The organism is Halarchaeum salinum (assembly GCF_039520965.1).
Lineage (GTDB): Archaea > Halobacteriota > Halobacteria > Halobacteriales > Halobacteriaceae > Halarchaeum > Halarchaeum salinum.
The window spans coordinates 1-12,920 of the sequence record NZ_BAAABL010000082.1; the positions used below are offsets into that span (position 1 = coordinate 1).

A 12,920-nucleotide genomic window follows, 5' to 3' on the forward strand; every position below is an offset into this window, starting at 1 on the left:
CGGCGTCCAAATCCCCTGAAATCAGCGATACAATCCGCAGAGGGCGTCGGCGTTCAACGGAGCAACTTCCCTCCTCTATCCCTGCTTCTTCGCAGAGCCTTGTGAGAAGGTACTTCAGGGAGTGTGACTGGTATGGGTTGTTCTCTCGCGTCAACCAGAGCACGTCGGTGTCGTCATATTTGCTGTATAGACGACGTTCATCAATCCACTTCTCTAACATCGACGCCGTCTGTTCACGGAGACTGACTAACCACGCTTCATCGCTCTTAGCGGATTCGTTCGAGGGGATTCGGAGTACGGCGTTCTCGGCGTCGACCCATCCGACTTTCGCACGACTCACCTCGATGGGGCGGAGAGCGGCGTCTAACGCGGCGTTCACCAACGAAGGTATCTTGAACCCGTTTGCCCGCTCAAACTGTTTCGCACCAATTTCGTCCATCGGTTTCAGGAACCGTGATGCAAGGTGTCGCTTCCATTCCTGTCGCTCAGACGGGGTGAGAGAGTTGTAATGAGGTACTGTGCCGTACTCTAACGAGGCTTCACGGAGACGACGGCGTTCTTCCTTCGTGAAGTAGTCTTGGGGTTGGGTGGGATCACCGTCACTCCCGAAGCGGATAGATGGGTCCCAATCTTCTTCACCATGTCTATGATGTCGCCATTTGAATAGCGACATGAGGCTGTTCTGTTGATTGCGCTTATACGAGTTTGAATGATCCTTGTACGCTAATTGGTGGCAGTAGGTTTCGGCGTCCTCCGTGTCGATGAACGTCGTATAGCCCTCATTCTCGCTCCATAACCACCGATAGAAGCGGTCAGTATCGTCCGCACGGCGTCGCACAGTATCGTGAGCGTATCCATCTCCCTTTGAGGGGGCTTTCCCCATATGGAGTAACCAGCGTAGGAACGACTCTCTGTGATCCGTGTAGTCGACTAATTGACGCTGATTCAGTCTCTCGACAGTCTCCTCCGTGGCGATTCGGATTCCGCTTAGATCGTCGTCCCCCTCCATCGGTCTTCACCTCCGTATCGGGGTTCGGTCACTCGACTCTGGACCCTACTCTGTTCACGGAGGTGGGTGGTTCGTGCAGTCTCCATATTCTCTCGCATCCTTGTATTCACTCTGTTAGGACACGAACCACAGACTACTATTCTCGAAGTAGCGCGGTTAGGAACGGCGAGAATGGGCGTTCGGTATCATGATTTTCCCCTAATCGGCATGAGGGGAGAACCAAGTGCTCTGTCCAAGCTGAGCTAAACGCCCGCGTTCCTTCGTTCCCGACGGTGGCGCTTAAGTCCCGCGGTTCGCGGGCCGGGCGCAACACGGGCGTTTCTTGGGGGCGGCGTGCGACCGACGCGGTATGTCTCTCGGTGCGCGGGTGCGCGGGCTCTTCGAACTCTGTCGGCCGGCGAACGCGGTCGTTGCGGGCGTGTTGACGCTCATCGGGGCGTACGTCGCGGGACGCCCGTTCGCGTTCGCGGCGCTGATTGCGGCGGTCGCGACGGTGTTCGCGACGGCGGCGGGGAACGCGATCAACGACTACTTCGACCGGGACATCGACGCGATCAACGATCCCGATCGGCCGATCCCACGGGGCGCGATCACGCCCCATGGCGCGCTCGTCTTCAGCGCCGTCCTCTTCGCCGGCTCGATCGTCCTCGCGCTCTCGCTTCCGGTGTTCGCGATCGCTATCGCGGTGGTGAATCTCGTCGCGCTCGTCGCGTACACGAAACTGTTCAAGGGCCTGCCGGGGGCGGGTAACGCCGTCGTCGCGTATCTCGGCGGGAGTACGTTCCTCTTCGGCGCGGCGGCGGTCGGCCGACCGTTCGCGGCGGCAGTGCTCTTCGCGCTCGCGGCGTTCTCGACCTTCGCGCGCGAGGTGATCAAGGACGTCGAGGACGTCGCGGGGGATCGCGAGGAGGGACTCAACACACTCCCGATCGCGGTTGGGGAGCGACGCGCCTGCTGGCTCGCAGCCGCGGTGCTCGCTGTCGCGATCGTCGCGAGTCCGGTGCCGTACCTTCGCGATCTCTTCGGCGTCGCGTACCTCGTCGTCGTCGTCCCCGCGGACCTCGTGATGGCGTACGCGGCCTACGCGGCGTTCGACGAGCCGGCGCGCGCACAGGGGCTCCTCAAGTACGGGATGGTCCTCGCGGCGGCGGCGTTCGTCGTCGGGCGCGCATTCGCCTGAGGCGGCACGGCGGCTTTTTGTCGGTGGCCGTCCTCTCCACTCCCATGTCCGATCCCGACGACGAGACGCTGTCTCGCGTCCTCGACTACGAGACGATCGCGGTCGTCGGCTGCTCGGGGACGCCCGGGAAGGCCGCCCACGACGTCCCGAACTATCTCCAGCGCCACGGCTATCGGATCATTCCGGTGAATCCGACGACGGACGAGGTGCTCGGGGTGCGCGCGTACGACACACTCGCGGACGTCGAGGAAGAAATCGACGTCGTGGACGTCTTCCGACCGAGCGACGAGGTCGCGGGGATCGTCGCCGAGGCCACCGAACGCGACGACGTGCGGGCAATCTGGACACAACTCGGTATCCGCGACGACGACGCGGCGGCGCGCGCGACGGACGCGGGGCTCACCGTCGTCCAGGATCGTTGCATGAAGGTCGAGCACGGCCGCTTGAAACGCTAACGCGCTGCCGCTGAAACGTCGAAGTGCCGAAACGCCGAAGCATCGAACGGTCCGCTACGCTTCGGGGTCGTCGGTCTCCACGTCCACCCCCGGATCGTCGAGGTCGTCCAGGGTCGCCTCGACGTCGACACCGCTCTCCGCGGCGAGCGCCTCGACGAGCGCGCGCTGCTCGGCGAGTTCGTCCTCCAGTCGCGCGACGCGCTCGTTCGTGTTGTCGACGGTTTCGGTCATCCCTTCGACCTGCTTGCGGATGGCTTCAACGCGCTTGTAGAGCTTCTCCGCGAGATCGGAGAGCTTACTCACCGTGTTCGCCGTGCTCGTAAGTCCCATGGGCGTTTCTCGGATCGCGGCGGGCAAAGGTCTTCCCCACCGGGGTAACGAAAGGCCCTTACGTCCCACCCGCCTACGATGAGGTGAACTAGGCCGGGCGGTTTGGCCCCGCCCGTTACCCGCGAAATGGTCATCAGCGGGGGCCGAACACCGAGGAAGTCCGACCCGCCCGGGTCGGACCCCGGAAGCCGACGTCGAAACCTCGTCCTTCGGGGGCGGCGGTTCGTCTTCGTGCGCCTGCAGGGGCGTCACGAGGCGATTCGTCGGCGCGACCCCGTCAGGCACGGAAGTGAGCAGCGGAGCACCGGACGTGCGTCGCTCGAAGGGTCGCGGGGTGGAGGAGGCGACCGGGACTATCCGGCCCGGAACGGTCGGGCAACCTCGGCCCGTTCACTATTCATATCCCATTCGTTCCACGTCTCCAGTAGCCACAGCCGGTCGGAGGCGATCGCCAGCACGGCCGCTGGGCCGAGAAGCACCGTGACAGCCACCCACCGGCGACTGCGGCTCCGCGCGTCCCGCGCGGCCGCGTCCTGGGAGACGTATCGGGTCGCGGACACGCCGATCGAATGCGAGTAAAAAACGAGGGCGACGTTATTTGAGGTGGCTGGCGTCGGGGTCGCCCGCGACGTCGATCTCGCCTTCGAGGGTGCGCGTCGGGTACGGGATGTCGATCCCCGCCTCGTCGAAGCGCTCCTTGACGGTCTGGACGTACTCGCCGCGGGTCTTCACGAAGTCCGCGCGCGAGGGATCCGCGATCCAAAAGCGGCTCTTGAGGCCGACGTAGGAGTCGCCGAGCTCGGTGAGCCGGACGGTGACGCCCGGATCGTCCATGATGTCGTCGCGCTTTTCGGCCTCGTCGACGATGATCTCGGTCGCCTTGTCGATGTCGTCGTCGTAGCCGATGCCGAAGAGGAACTGGACGCGCAGTTTGTCCTTCGCGACGGGGTTCTTGATGACGCCGTCCGTGAGATTCGAGTTCGGGACGGTGAGCAGTTCGTTGTCGAAGGTGCGCACGCGAGTGACGCGGAGGCTGATGTCCTCGACGACGCCCGAGTTACCGTCCCACTCGATCCAATCGCCGATGCGGAACGGCTTGTCCGTGTAGATGAAGACACCGGCGACGAAGTTCGCGATGACGTCCTGCATCGCGAACCCGATGGCGAGGGTCGCGGCCGCGGCGACGGTCGCGAGCGCCGTCAGGATGTTGCCGTAGCCCGCGAAGGCGAACGCGACGCCGATCGCGACGGCGACGATGCCGATGGAGACGACCATCTGCAGCGGGCTCTTCGCGTGTTGGTCGAGTCCGCGGCGATCCATCACGCGGTTCGCGACCGGCGCGAACGTCACCTTCCCGAGAACGTAGAGGACGACGGCGACGACGATGAAGGTGATAGCTGCCCCAACCGCCGACGCGTAGCTCGGCGCGAGACCGGTTGCCGACTGGAGCCAGCCGCCGACGAAGCCGCTCGCGCCGGCCGCTTGGAGCGGGAGCGACATTATCGGGTGTACACCGCGGTGTTACCCCGCGTCTCGACGAGATCGGCGTTGACGGTGTCGCGTAACTCCTCGGCTAGTTCCTCGGTCGTCGTGCCGCCTCGCGACGACCGGAGGAATTTCACCTTCACGACGTCTCGATCGGCGAGCTGGTCGCCGAGCTCGTCGACGACGGCCTCGATTCCCCCTTTTCCGACCCAGACGGTCACGTCCGCCTCGTGGGCTTTCGTACGTAAATCAGCCATACGTATCCATCTCTCGCGGCGACGGTTTGAATCTATTGTCCCCGAGATTCGGCTCAGCGGTACGGGTGGCGCGCCTGCGCGCCGCAGTCGCACGTCGTGACGACGTGTCCGTCCTGCAGGCGCGTGCGGGCGTTTCGCCCCGGAATCAGGTAGGCGTCGCAGTCGTCGCAGGTGAACCGGACGAGTCGCCGCGGCAGTCGGAGCCGGTTGCGCTCGGCGATCCGGCGGGCAAGCCGGACGTACTCGCGCGCGCGATCCGCGTCCCCGTCGCGCGCGGCCGCCGCTGCCAGCGACGCCAGCCGGTCGATCCGTTCGGCCGCGATTCCGCTCACACCGCTACTCCGCGCCCGGCGGGGCAAAGCGTTTCGATACACCTTTTCGCCCCCGGGCCGTCGACGCCACCCGATGCGCGCGCTCAACTATCTGGAGCTGGCGGGTCCGCTCGAACGAAGCGGGATCGCCACCGCCGCCCGCCAGCAGCACGCCGCGCTCGCCCCGACCGACGTCACGGTGCGAACCCGTCCCTGGGCGGGCGACGACCCGCTCGACACCGCGGTCTCCGTCGCGCGCGGCGACGGCGTCTTCGCGGACGTCGACCTCGCGCACTGCCACCTCTTCGGGCCGGGCTCAGTCGCCGTCGCGCGCCACGCCCGACGCACCGACACGCCGCTCGTTCTCCACGCGCACACGCTCCGCGAGAATACGATGGGGAGCTGGCGTGGCGTCGAACTCCTCGCCGACCCTCTCGAGCGGTACCTCCGGTGGTTCTACTCGCTGGCCGATCTCGTCATCGCGCCCTCGGCGTATGCGAAGGATCGCTTGGAGACGTACCCCATCGACGCGCCGATCGAGACCCTGACGAACGGCGTCGACCTCGACTCCTTGGCGGGCGTTGAGGAGTTCCGCGAACCCTACCGCGAGCGCTTCGATCTGGACGGGACCGTCGTCTTCACCGTCGGCAACGTCTTCGAGCGCAAGGGGTTGACGACGTTCTGCGAACTCGCCCAGCGCACCGACTACGAGTTCGTCTGGTTCGGCCCGTACGACACCGGCCCGCACGCCTCCGAGGCGGTCAAGCGATGGGTGAACGACCCCCCGGAGAGCGTCACCTTCACTGGCTGGGTGGACGACAAACGCGGCGCGTTCGGCGCGGGCGACATCTTCATCTTCCCCACGAAGAGCGAGACGCAGGGCCTCGTCGCCCTTGAGGCGATGGCGTGCGGGAAGGCCTGCGTCCTCAGCGACCTCCCGGTGTTCCGTGAATACTTCACGGACGGCGAGGACTGCCTCCTCTGCGGGAGCGAGGCCGAGTACATCGACGCGATCGAGCGTCTCGCGGCCGATCCCGTCCTCCGCGACGAACTCGGTGCGAACGCCCGCGAGACGGCGCGCGAGCACTCGCTCGACCGGGTCGGCGAGGAACTCGCTGCCATCTACCACGACCTTGTCGAGGCGACCTGAATGGCCGACCTGCCCACCGTTGCGGCGTTCACCGACACCTACCTCCCGACGGTCAACGGCGCGACGTACACCGTGCGGACGTGGCGCGAGCGCTGGCAGGCCCGTGGAGGCCGGATGGACGTCGTCTACCCGGACGCCGACTACGAACCCGAGCCCGGCGAGCACCCCGTCGCAAGCGTCGACTTCCCCTTCTACGAAGGGTATCGACTCGCCGTTCCACACGCCCCGCGCGGCGTCGCGACGCCCGACATCGTCCACGCCCACTCGCCGTTCGCCGTCGGGTTCGCGGGCTATCGCTACGCGCGCCGCCACGACGCGCCGTTCGTCGTCTCGTACCACACGCCGACGAGCGAGTACGTCGAGTATGTCGCGCCCGACGCCGTCGTTCCGGCCTTGGAGCGCGCCAGCGCCGCGTGGGAACGGTGGTTCCTCGACCGTGCCGACCTCGTGCTCGCGCCGAGCGATCGAACCCGCGAGCGCGTCCGCGACCTCGGCGTCTCGACGCCCGTCGAGGCACTTCCGAACGGCGTCGACATCGACTTCTTCGTGCCCGTGGGCGACGACACCGTCGCCGATTTCCGCGAGCGCCACGACCTCGGGACCGACACGCTCATCGGCTACACGGGGCGACACGGCTACGAGAAACGTCTTGACGACCTCGTCGACGCCGCTGCCGAACTCGACGCGACGCTCGTCTTCGGCGGTGACGGGCCCGCCCGCGACGACTTGGAGGCCCGCGCCAGCGAGCAAGGCGTCGACGCGTGCTTTCTCGGCTTCCTCCCACGCGAGGACCTCCCGGCGTTTTACAGCGCCCTCGATGTCTTCGCGTTCCCGAGCCCCGTCGAGACGCAGGGGCTCGTCGCCCTGGAGGCGAACGCCTGCGGAACGCCCGTCGTCGGCGCGGACGCCGGCGCGCTGACCGAGACGGTCGACGACGGCGAGACCGGCTACCACTACCCCGTCGGCGATGTCGCCGCCTTCCGCGACGCGATCCGACGCACCCTCGACGAACGCGAGCGCCTCGCGGCGACGTGTCTGGACAGGCGTGAAGAAGTGAGTGTTTCGCGGGCCGTCGATCGACTCGATTCGGCCTACGGCCGACTGCTCGACTGAGGGCTCAGTCGCGGTCTTCGAGTGCGTTCGCGATCCGATCGAGTTTGTTGTTCGTGCGCTCGACCTCCTTGCGGAGCTCTTCGAGCTCGCGCCCGATCTTCTTCTGTGCGCCCGAGTTACCCTCCTCGCCGCGACCGCCAGGACCGCGGCCACCGGGGCCGCCAGCGCCGCCCGGGCCGCCGCCCATGCCGCCAGGGCCACCGCCGCCGCCGCCCATCATACCGCCCATCATCTGCGCGAACGGGTTGCCGCCGCCACCGCCGCCCATGCCGCCGGGGCCGCCCTCGCCGCCCATGCGCTCTTCGAGCTCCTCGCGACGAGAGCCGCCCTCGCCCTCCTCCCGTTCCTCTCGCTCCGCGCGGATCTCCTCGACGCGCTCGCGGAACGATTTCGTCTCCTCCGCTCCCTCGTCGGCCGCCTCGTTCTCGGTGGACTCGTCGTCTGCCATAGCCCGTCCTTCGCATGACGGCGTGAAAAGACCTGTGACCCCGCGTCAGAACGCGTCCGTTCCGCGAGTGAGGCGGGCGACGACGGCCGCGGCGAGCAGGAGGACAACGACGTCGAACGCCGCCCCGTAGAGCGGCTGATAGCGCGGTGCGACCCACTGCGAGATGATCGTGCCGACGGCCCCGTAGAGCGAGACGCACGCGACGAGCGCGACCAGACCGGCGATTCCGATGCCGAGCCAGCGCGCACCCCGCCTGAGCGTGAGGCCGTCGGGGTCGACGACACCGGGGGGCTGGTCGGACCCATCGGCGTCCGCGTCCCGGCTCGGTTTCGCCGTTGCGCCGGCCCCCGTCTCCGTCGCCGCGTCCGCCGCGGCGCGCTCGTCGTCGCTCACGCCGACCACCGCCGTGCGAGGAGGCCGACGGCCCCGAGCGCCGCGAGCGCAACCGGGACGCCGAAGCCGGGCGACCCGCCGGACGCGGTCGACGTCGTCGTCGGCGTCCGGACCGTCCCGCCTTCGAACTCACCAACGTCGAGGCCGACAGACGCGCGCGTCTGGTTCACGCTAATCGTCCGCGTCGGATCGAGGTTCGCTGCGGCGGTCGTCGTATCGATGATCACGCCGTCCTTCCAGAGGACCGCGTCGACGTAGTAGTTGTAGCCGGCGGGGACGTCGAGCGTCGCGTTCGGCGTCACTGTCCGCCCCGAGGCCACATCCGCGATGTCGACCGTCGCGCGGTCGGCGACGAGGTTCGACTCGGCCTGACGGGCGACGTATTCGACGCGGACCGGCTCGCTCTCGCCGCCCGCGTTTGTGACGTACGCGCCGACGTCGAGCGTCGTTCGCTCCTCACCGGCGTCGGAGACACCGACGCGCACCGTCGGGATCGCGCCACCGTCGAACTCGTGGAACCGCACGGGACTGCGCGCGTAGTCGGGCAGAAGTGTGCCGACGCCGCGCACTGTCCGGTGGCCCGACGCCACACGGCTCCCGTTCTCGTAGACGGTCGTTTCGAGACGGTAGCCGCCGTCGCGCTCGACCGTGAGGTTCGACGTCGTCTCGTGCTCGCCCGTACTGGTGAGCGTGCCGAGCGACACCCGTTCGCTCGTCGCGACGAAGCCGGTATCCGTATCCACGGCGCGCGTGCGGACGGTGACGTTCCGCGCGGGCCCGCCATCGTGGGTGAGGTAGTTCGTTACTTCGAGCGTGGCGGTGTCGCCGGCGACAGCGGCGGGCGAGACGGTCATTTCTGTGTACTCCACGTACGACGGCTGACGATCCGGTTCGGGGGGCGCGACGGCACCGGGGGCGGCGAACGCCGCGATGACGGCGAGCGCGACGAGTGCCGCAGCCGCGGTGAGGAGGGCGCGTTCGACATTCACGCCAGAAACTCTCACCCGCCGGATAAGTGTCTTCGGGTCGTCAGGTGAACGCCCCAAGACTCGCCTGGAGGTCGCGTTTGTCCGCGCGCTCCCGGACCTCGTAGCCGACGAGGTCGCGGAGATCGACCGCGTACACCGTCCCGCCGCGTTCGAGACAGCAGACGCGCCCCTGTGCGCCGACGACCGTGCCGGTGGCGACGACTTCCGACACGGGACGGCTGTTGAGGTCGAGGCCGTAGTCGAAAGCGTACGTTTCGATCGGCTCGAATCCGGTGAGCGCGTCGCGCCACGCGTCGTCGTCTACCGCCGCGCCGAGGCCGGCGATCTTCGTCGGGACGCGCACGCGATCCGGGAAGCGTGCGGCGAGGTCAGCCTCGCGCTCGCGGGCGATTCGGCCGTTCTCGACGGTGTCGAGGTGCGCGGCCCGATCCGCGCCCTGCTCGCGCAAGCGGGTTTCGAGTCGCCACGCGCGCGTGACGCCGACCTTCACCACGTCGGGCGCGAAGCCCGCGAGGTAGATCGCGTGTGCCTCGTGGCAGTCCATCTCATCTTTGAGGCAGTCGCCGCGGCATTTCGCGCAGACCCACGTCGAGGTGTGCTGCGGGCAGTACGGTGCGTCGGCGTTCGCACAGGCGACGTGGCCGCCGTCGGTGATCGTCCCCGCACAGCGACGCTCGCCGAGGGTGTACGCGAGGTCACGTCCGGGGTCGAGAGTGACGTGCGTCACGTCGCCACCGTCGGCGAGCTGGAGGCTCGCGGGGCCGTGCTGATCGCGGGGGCGATAGCCGACGAACTGCACGCGGGCGAGTACACGGGCGCGCCGTATAGCCGTCCCGTTCGTCGTGTCGGTACGCCGATCCATCACGACCCGGTTCGTTCGTCGATCCCGGGGGAACGATTTAGGCACCTCCACCGTATCTTCAGGTATGTACAACTCGATACTGCTCCCGGTGGACGGCAGCGAGCACGCGGAGATCGTGCAGCGCCACGCCGCGGAACTCGCCCAGTGGGCCGACGCGGCCGTCGAACTCCTCTACGTCGCGGACACGACGCGCGATAGCGTCACCGTGCTCGGCGACGACGTGATTGACGCGCTCGTCCGCTACGGCGAGGACGTCGTCTCGGAGGCCCGCGAGACGTTCAACTCCCTCGGCGTCGACTTCGACACTGCCGTCGTACAGGGCCGACCCGCGAACGCCATCGTCGAGTACGCCGCCGAGGGTGGACACGACCTCGTCGTTATGCCGACGCACGGGCGGACCGGCGTCGAGCGCTTCTTCCTCGGGAGCGTCACGGAGTCCGTCGTCCGTGACGCCGACGTGCCCGTGCTCACCGCGCGGAGCCGCGACGAGCGCTACGACTTCCCGTACGAGCGCCTCCTCGTCCCGACCGACGGGAGCGCCAGCGCGAGCGCAGCCGTCGATCACGCCCTCGATCTCGCGGACGAACTCGACGCCGCCGTCGACGTTCTCTCCGTCGTGAACGAGGCGTCACTCGGTCTCGACACCCGTTCGACGGTGATCCTCGACGAGATCGAAGCGCAGGCCGACGAAGCCGTCGGTGACGTCGTCGCCACGGCTGAATCCCGCGGTATCGAGGCTGCCGGGCACGTCACGCACGGGTCGCCCGCCCAGACGATCTGCGAGCGCGTCGACGAGGTAGACGCCCACGCGATCGTCATGGGGACGACCGGCCGCAGCGGCCTCGATCGCGTCCTCCTCGGGAGCGTCGCCGAGCGAACGGTTCGGAACGCCGATGTTCCCGTGCTGACGGTTCGATCGGAGTAATCGCGGCCGTCCCCCCTTCACCCACGCTTTTCGCGCCGCCCACCGCCGAGTGGACGGTCCTGTCCGCGAGACCTCGATTTCGTATCGCAGAATGTGATTTATAACCGTCACCTCGCGGGCTGGCGATGGCGGGGATTAAAGTCGCGTGTGGCCACGCTCTATCCATGTGCGGCCGCTACGCGCTGTTCAGCGATCCCGAAACGATCGCGCGGCGCTTCGACGTCGCGGTGGGCGACTACGAACCGACGTACAACGCCGCGCCGTCGCAGTCGCTACCCGTGATCGCCGACGACGACCCCAGCAGCGTGCGCGCGTTCCAGTGGGGGCTCGTGCCGTCGTGGGCGGACGACGCGAGCCCCGGCCCGATCAACGCCCGCACCGAGACGGCGAGCGAGAAGCCGATGTTCGCCGAAAGCCTCGCCGAGCGGCGCTGTCTCGTCCCCTGTGACGGCTTCTACGAGTGGCACGAGGAGGACGGCACGAAACGGCCGTACTACTTCCACCGCCCGGACGGCGAGCCGTTCACGATGGCGGGGATCTGGGCGGCGTACGACCCCGAGACGAAACAAACGGGTCTCGACGCGTTCGGAGCGAGTGATACGCCCGATCGCGAGGCGGACCCCATCCGTTCCTTCGCGATCCTGACGCGCGATGCGACGGCGACCGTCGCGGAGTACCACCACCGCGAGTCAGTGATCCTCTCGCACGAGGAGGAATCACGCTGGCTCGCCGACGACTACCAGGCTCTCTTGGAACGGGAGAACGAGGTCGACCTTGCGGCACGGCCGGTGTCGCGGGCGGTGAACGACCCCGCGAACGACCGGCAGACCCTCGTGGAGTCGGTCTAACGCTCCGCTTCGATGGCTTCCCGGGTCTCCTCGTCGACGCTGACGAGGTGACAGACGGGGTGGCCGGGCTGGGCGACCGGGTTCCGCAGGAGGCCGACGACGAGGCCGGTGAACGGCGCGCGGACGTCGTGTGCTTCGGTCCCGAAATGATCGTGGACGGTACAGATCGCCTCGCCGCCCTCGACGACGCTCGCGCGCTCGACGTGGAGATCGACGAGACCGCCGGTATCGGAGCGCACCCACGCCTTCTCGGTGCGGGCGTTGACGACGCGCCGCCACGACGGCGTCAAACGCTCGCCGCCGTACATATCGAGGTCAGTGAGAACGCTCTCGATTCCGGCGCTCGCACGCTCGACGTGCGTCTGCTGGAAGCGATGGGCTTCGCCCATCTCGACGGTGATCGTCGGCGTCCCCCGGTTCGTACACGAGGAGCGGATCGAGTTGTCCTCCTCACCGATGCCCGCGAGGACGACGTTCGCGCCAAACGCGTCGGCGAGGCGGGCCGCGCCGTCGTGTTCCGTCTGCGCGCGGGTGTGGAACATCGTGGTGCGCCCGCGCGTCGACGTGTGGAGGTCGATCCCGTAGTCGCAGTGCGAGAAGAGCCCGCGATACAGTTCGTTCGCGATGCGCTGGGCGGGCGTCGAGCGCTCGTTGCCGGGGAACGAGCGGTTCAGGTCCTGGTCGTAGATCGGGAGGTAGCGCTGCTGGGCGAGATACCCCGGCGGGTTCGTGACGTGGACGACGAGCAGGGTACCGGCGAGGTCGGCTGGGTCGTAGCGCGCGGCAACGTCGTGGGCGACCTTCACGCCGTTGAGTTCGTCGCCGTGGACGGCCGCGGAGACGAACACGCTCGGCCCGTCGCGCTCGCCGTTCACGACGGTTACGGGCACGCGGATCGGGTCGCCGAGGAACGTCTCGCTGATCGCGTAGCGCGTGTGTCGGACCTCGCCGGGCGGCACGCTGCCACCGCCGTAGTCGAAGGTGTCAGCCATGTCCGCGTCGAGGTACGCCGTCCACTTAGCGCGGTCGTAAATCAGATGCAGCTATACACAATCGCTACCCAGTGCTTCGAATGTGCACGAGAACCTGCGAAGTTTCAGTCGATCACATCGGCTTAGAGAGAGTGTCTGCTTGGAGAGAGTGTGCAACCAAACCAAGCAGACAG

General features: G+C 67.4%; 16 protein-coding genes and 1 other RNA gene. 7 read left to right on the top strand and 10 right to left on the bottom strand.

The annotated features are described in order from the left end of the window. A partial coding sequence (locus tag ABDZ36_RS12870; RefSeq protein WP_343749348.1) for a tyrosine-type recombinase/integrase occupies window positions 1-1,009 on the bottom strand: 1,009 nt, incomplete at its 3' end. Window positions 1,010-1,358: 349 nt separating this feature from the next. Between ABDZ36_RS12870 and ABDZ36_RS12875 the strand changes: the two genes are divergently transcribed. Both ABDZ36_RS12875 and ABDZ36_RS12880 read left to right on the top strand, forming a co-directional pair. Continuing rightward, window positions 1,359-2,189, top strand: coding sequence for a geranylgeranylglycerol-phosphate geranylgeranyltransferase (locus tag ABDZ36_RS12875; RefSeq protein ID WP_211313600.1), 831 nt, complete (start codon window positions 1,359-1,361; stop codon window positions 2,187-2,189). A gap of 44 nt (window positions 2,190-2,233) precedes the next feature. Next, the gene (locus ABDZ36_RS12880) at window positions 2,234-2,644 is read left to right on the top strand and encodes a CoA-binding protein (RefSeq protein ID WP_211313599.1); all 411 of its coding nucleotides are present in this window, start codon (window positions 2,234-2,236) and stop codon (window positions 2,642-2,644) included. Between the two features lie 54 nt (window positions 2,645-2,698). Here ABDZ36_RS12880 and ABDZ36_RS12885 read toward each other — a convergent pair whose 3' ends face one another. Further along, window positions 2,699-2,974, bottom strand: a complete 276-nt coding sequence (locus ABDZ36_RS12885) for a DUF5798 family protein (RefSeq protein WP_211313598.1) — start codon at window positions 2,972-2,974, stop codon at window positions 2,699-2,701. Between the two features lie 81 nt (window positions 2,975-3,055). On the opposite strand from ABDZ36_RS12885, the gene ffs reads away from it, so the two are divergent. Then, an RNA gene (gene ffs / locus ABDZ36_RS12890) (signal recognition particle sRNA) lies at window positions 3,056-3,370 on the top strand. A 198-nt stretch (window positions 3,371-3,568) separates the two neighbouring features. Here ffs and ABDZ36_RS12895 read toward each other — a convergent pair. The 3 genes from ABDZ36_RS12895 to ABDZ36_RS12905 are packed head-to-tail and all read right to left on the bottom strand — an operon-like array spanning window position 3,569 to window position 5,048. Further along, the gene (locus ABDZ36_RS12895) at window positions 3,569-4,474 is read right to left on the bottom strand and encodes a mechanosensitive ion channel family protein (protein ID WP_211313597.1); all 906 of its coding nucleotides are present in this window, start codon (window positions 4,472-4,474) and stop codon (window positions 3,569-3,571) included. Beyond that, a complete protein-coding gene (locus ABDZ36_RS12900; RefSeq protein WP_211313596.1) occupies window positions 4,474-4,716 on the bottom strand; it encodes a YhbY family RNA-binding protein in 243 nt (80 codons plus the stop codon). The genes ABDZ36_RS12895 and ABDZ36_RS12900 overlap by 1 nt, the downstream gene beginning before the upstream one ends. A gap of 53 nt (window positions 4,717-4,769) precedes the next feature. Further along, window positions 4,770-5,048, bottom strand: coding sequence for a ribonuclease P protein component 4 (locus ABDZ36_RS12905; protein ID WP_211313595.1), 279 nt, complete (start codon window positions 5,046-5,048; stop codon window positions 4,770-4,772). A 73-nt stretch (window positions 5,049-5,121) separates the two neighbouring features. Here ABDZ36_RS12905 and ABDZ36_RS12910 point away from each other — a divergent pair, with 73 nt between their 5' ends. After that, on the top strand, window positions 5,122-6,177 hold the full coding sequence (locus ABDZ36_RS12910) for a glycosyltransferase family 4 protein (protein WP_211313594.1): 1,056 nt from the start codon (window positions 5,122-5,124) through the stop codon (window positions 6,175-6,177). Between the two features lie 9 nt (window positions 6,178-6,186). Then, complete coding sequence (locus ABDZ36_RS12915; protein WP_343749349.1) at window positions 6,187-7,290, top strand: glycosyltransferase; 1,104 nt, start codon at window positions 6,187-6,189, stop codon at window positions 7,288-7,290. Window positions 7,291-7,294: 4 nt separating this feature from the next. Here the strand turns inward: ABDZ36_RS12915 and ABDZ36_RS12920 are convergent, their stop codons facing one another. The 4 genes from ABDZ36_RS12920 to ABDZ36_RS12935 are packed head-to-tail and all read right to left on the bottom strand — an operon-like array spanning window position 7,295 to window position 9,919. Next, on the bottom strand, window positions 7,295-7,738 hold the full coding sequence (locus ABDZ36_RS12920) for a hypothetical protein (RefSeq protein ID WP_211313592.1): 444 nt from the start codon (window positions 7,736-7,738) through the stop codon (window positions 7,295-7,297). A gap of 45 nt (window positions 7,739-7,783) precedes the next feature. Next, window positions 7,784-8,131 carry a DUF8060 family membrane protein gene (locus ABDZ36_RS12925; protein WP_211313591.1) on the bottom strand — a complete coding sequence of 116 codons (348 nt, stop codon included), beginning with the start codon at window positions 8,129-8,131 and terminating at the stop codon, window positions 7,784-7,786. Further along, entirely contained in the window at window positions 8,128-9,120 is a 993-nt protein-coding gene (locus tag ABDZ36_RS12930; protein WP_211313590.1) for a DUF7490 domain-containing protein, read from the bottom strand. The genes ABDZ36_RS12925 and ABDZ36_RS12930 overlap by 4 nt, the downstream gene beginning before the upstream one ends. 40 nt (window positions 9,121-9,160) lie before the next feature. Beyond that, window positions 9,161-9,919, bottom strand: coding sequence for a DUF2797 domain-containing protein (locus tag ABDZ36_RS12935; protein WP_343749350.1), 759 nt, complete (start codon window positions 9,917-9,919; stop codon window positions 9,161-9,163). A 127-nt stretch (window positions 9,920-10,046) separates the two neighbouring features. On the opposite strand from ABDZ36_RS12935, the gene ABDZ36_RS12940 reads away from it, so the two are divergent. Both ABDZ36_RS12940 and ABDZ36_RS12945 read left to right on the top strand, forming a co-directional pair. Next, window positions 10,047-10,907, top strand: a complete 861-nt coding sequence (locus ABDZ36_RS12940; RefSeq protein WP_211313588.1) for a universal stress protein — start codon at window positions 10,047-10,049, stop codon at window positions 10,905-10,907. A 164-nt stretch (window positions 10,908-11,071) separates the two neighbouring features. After that, on the top strand, window positions 11,072-11,755 hold the full coding sequence (locus ABDZ36_RS12945; RefSeq protein WP_211313587.1) for an SOS response-associated peptidase: 684 nt from the start codon (window positions 11,072-11,074) through the stop codon (window positions 11,753-11,755). Here ABDZ36_RS12945 and ABDZ36_RS12950 read toward each other — a convergent pair. Continuing rightward, on the bottom strand, window positions 11,752-12,747 hold the full coding sequence (locus tag ABDZ36_RS12950) for a succinylglutamate desuccinylase/aspartoacylase family protein (protein ID WP_211313586.1): 996 nt from the start codon (window positions 12,745-12,747) through the stop codon (window positions 11,752-11,754). The two genes, ABDZ36_RS12945 and ABDZ36_RS12950, sit on opposite strands and share 4 nt — an antisense overlap. Window positions 12,748-12,920: the final 173 nt, after the last annotated feature.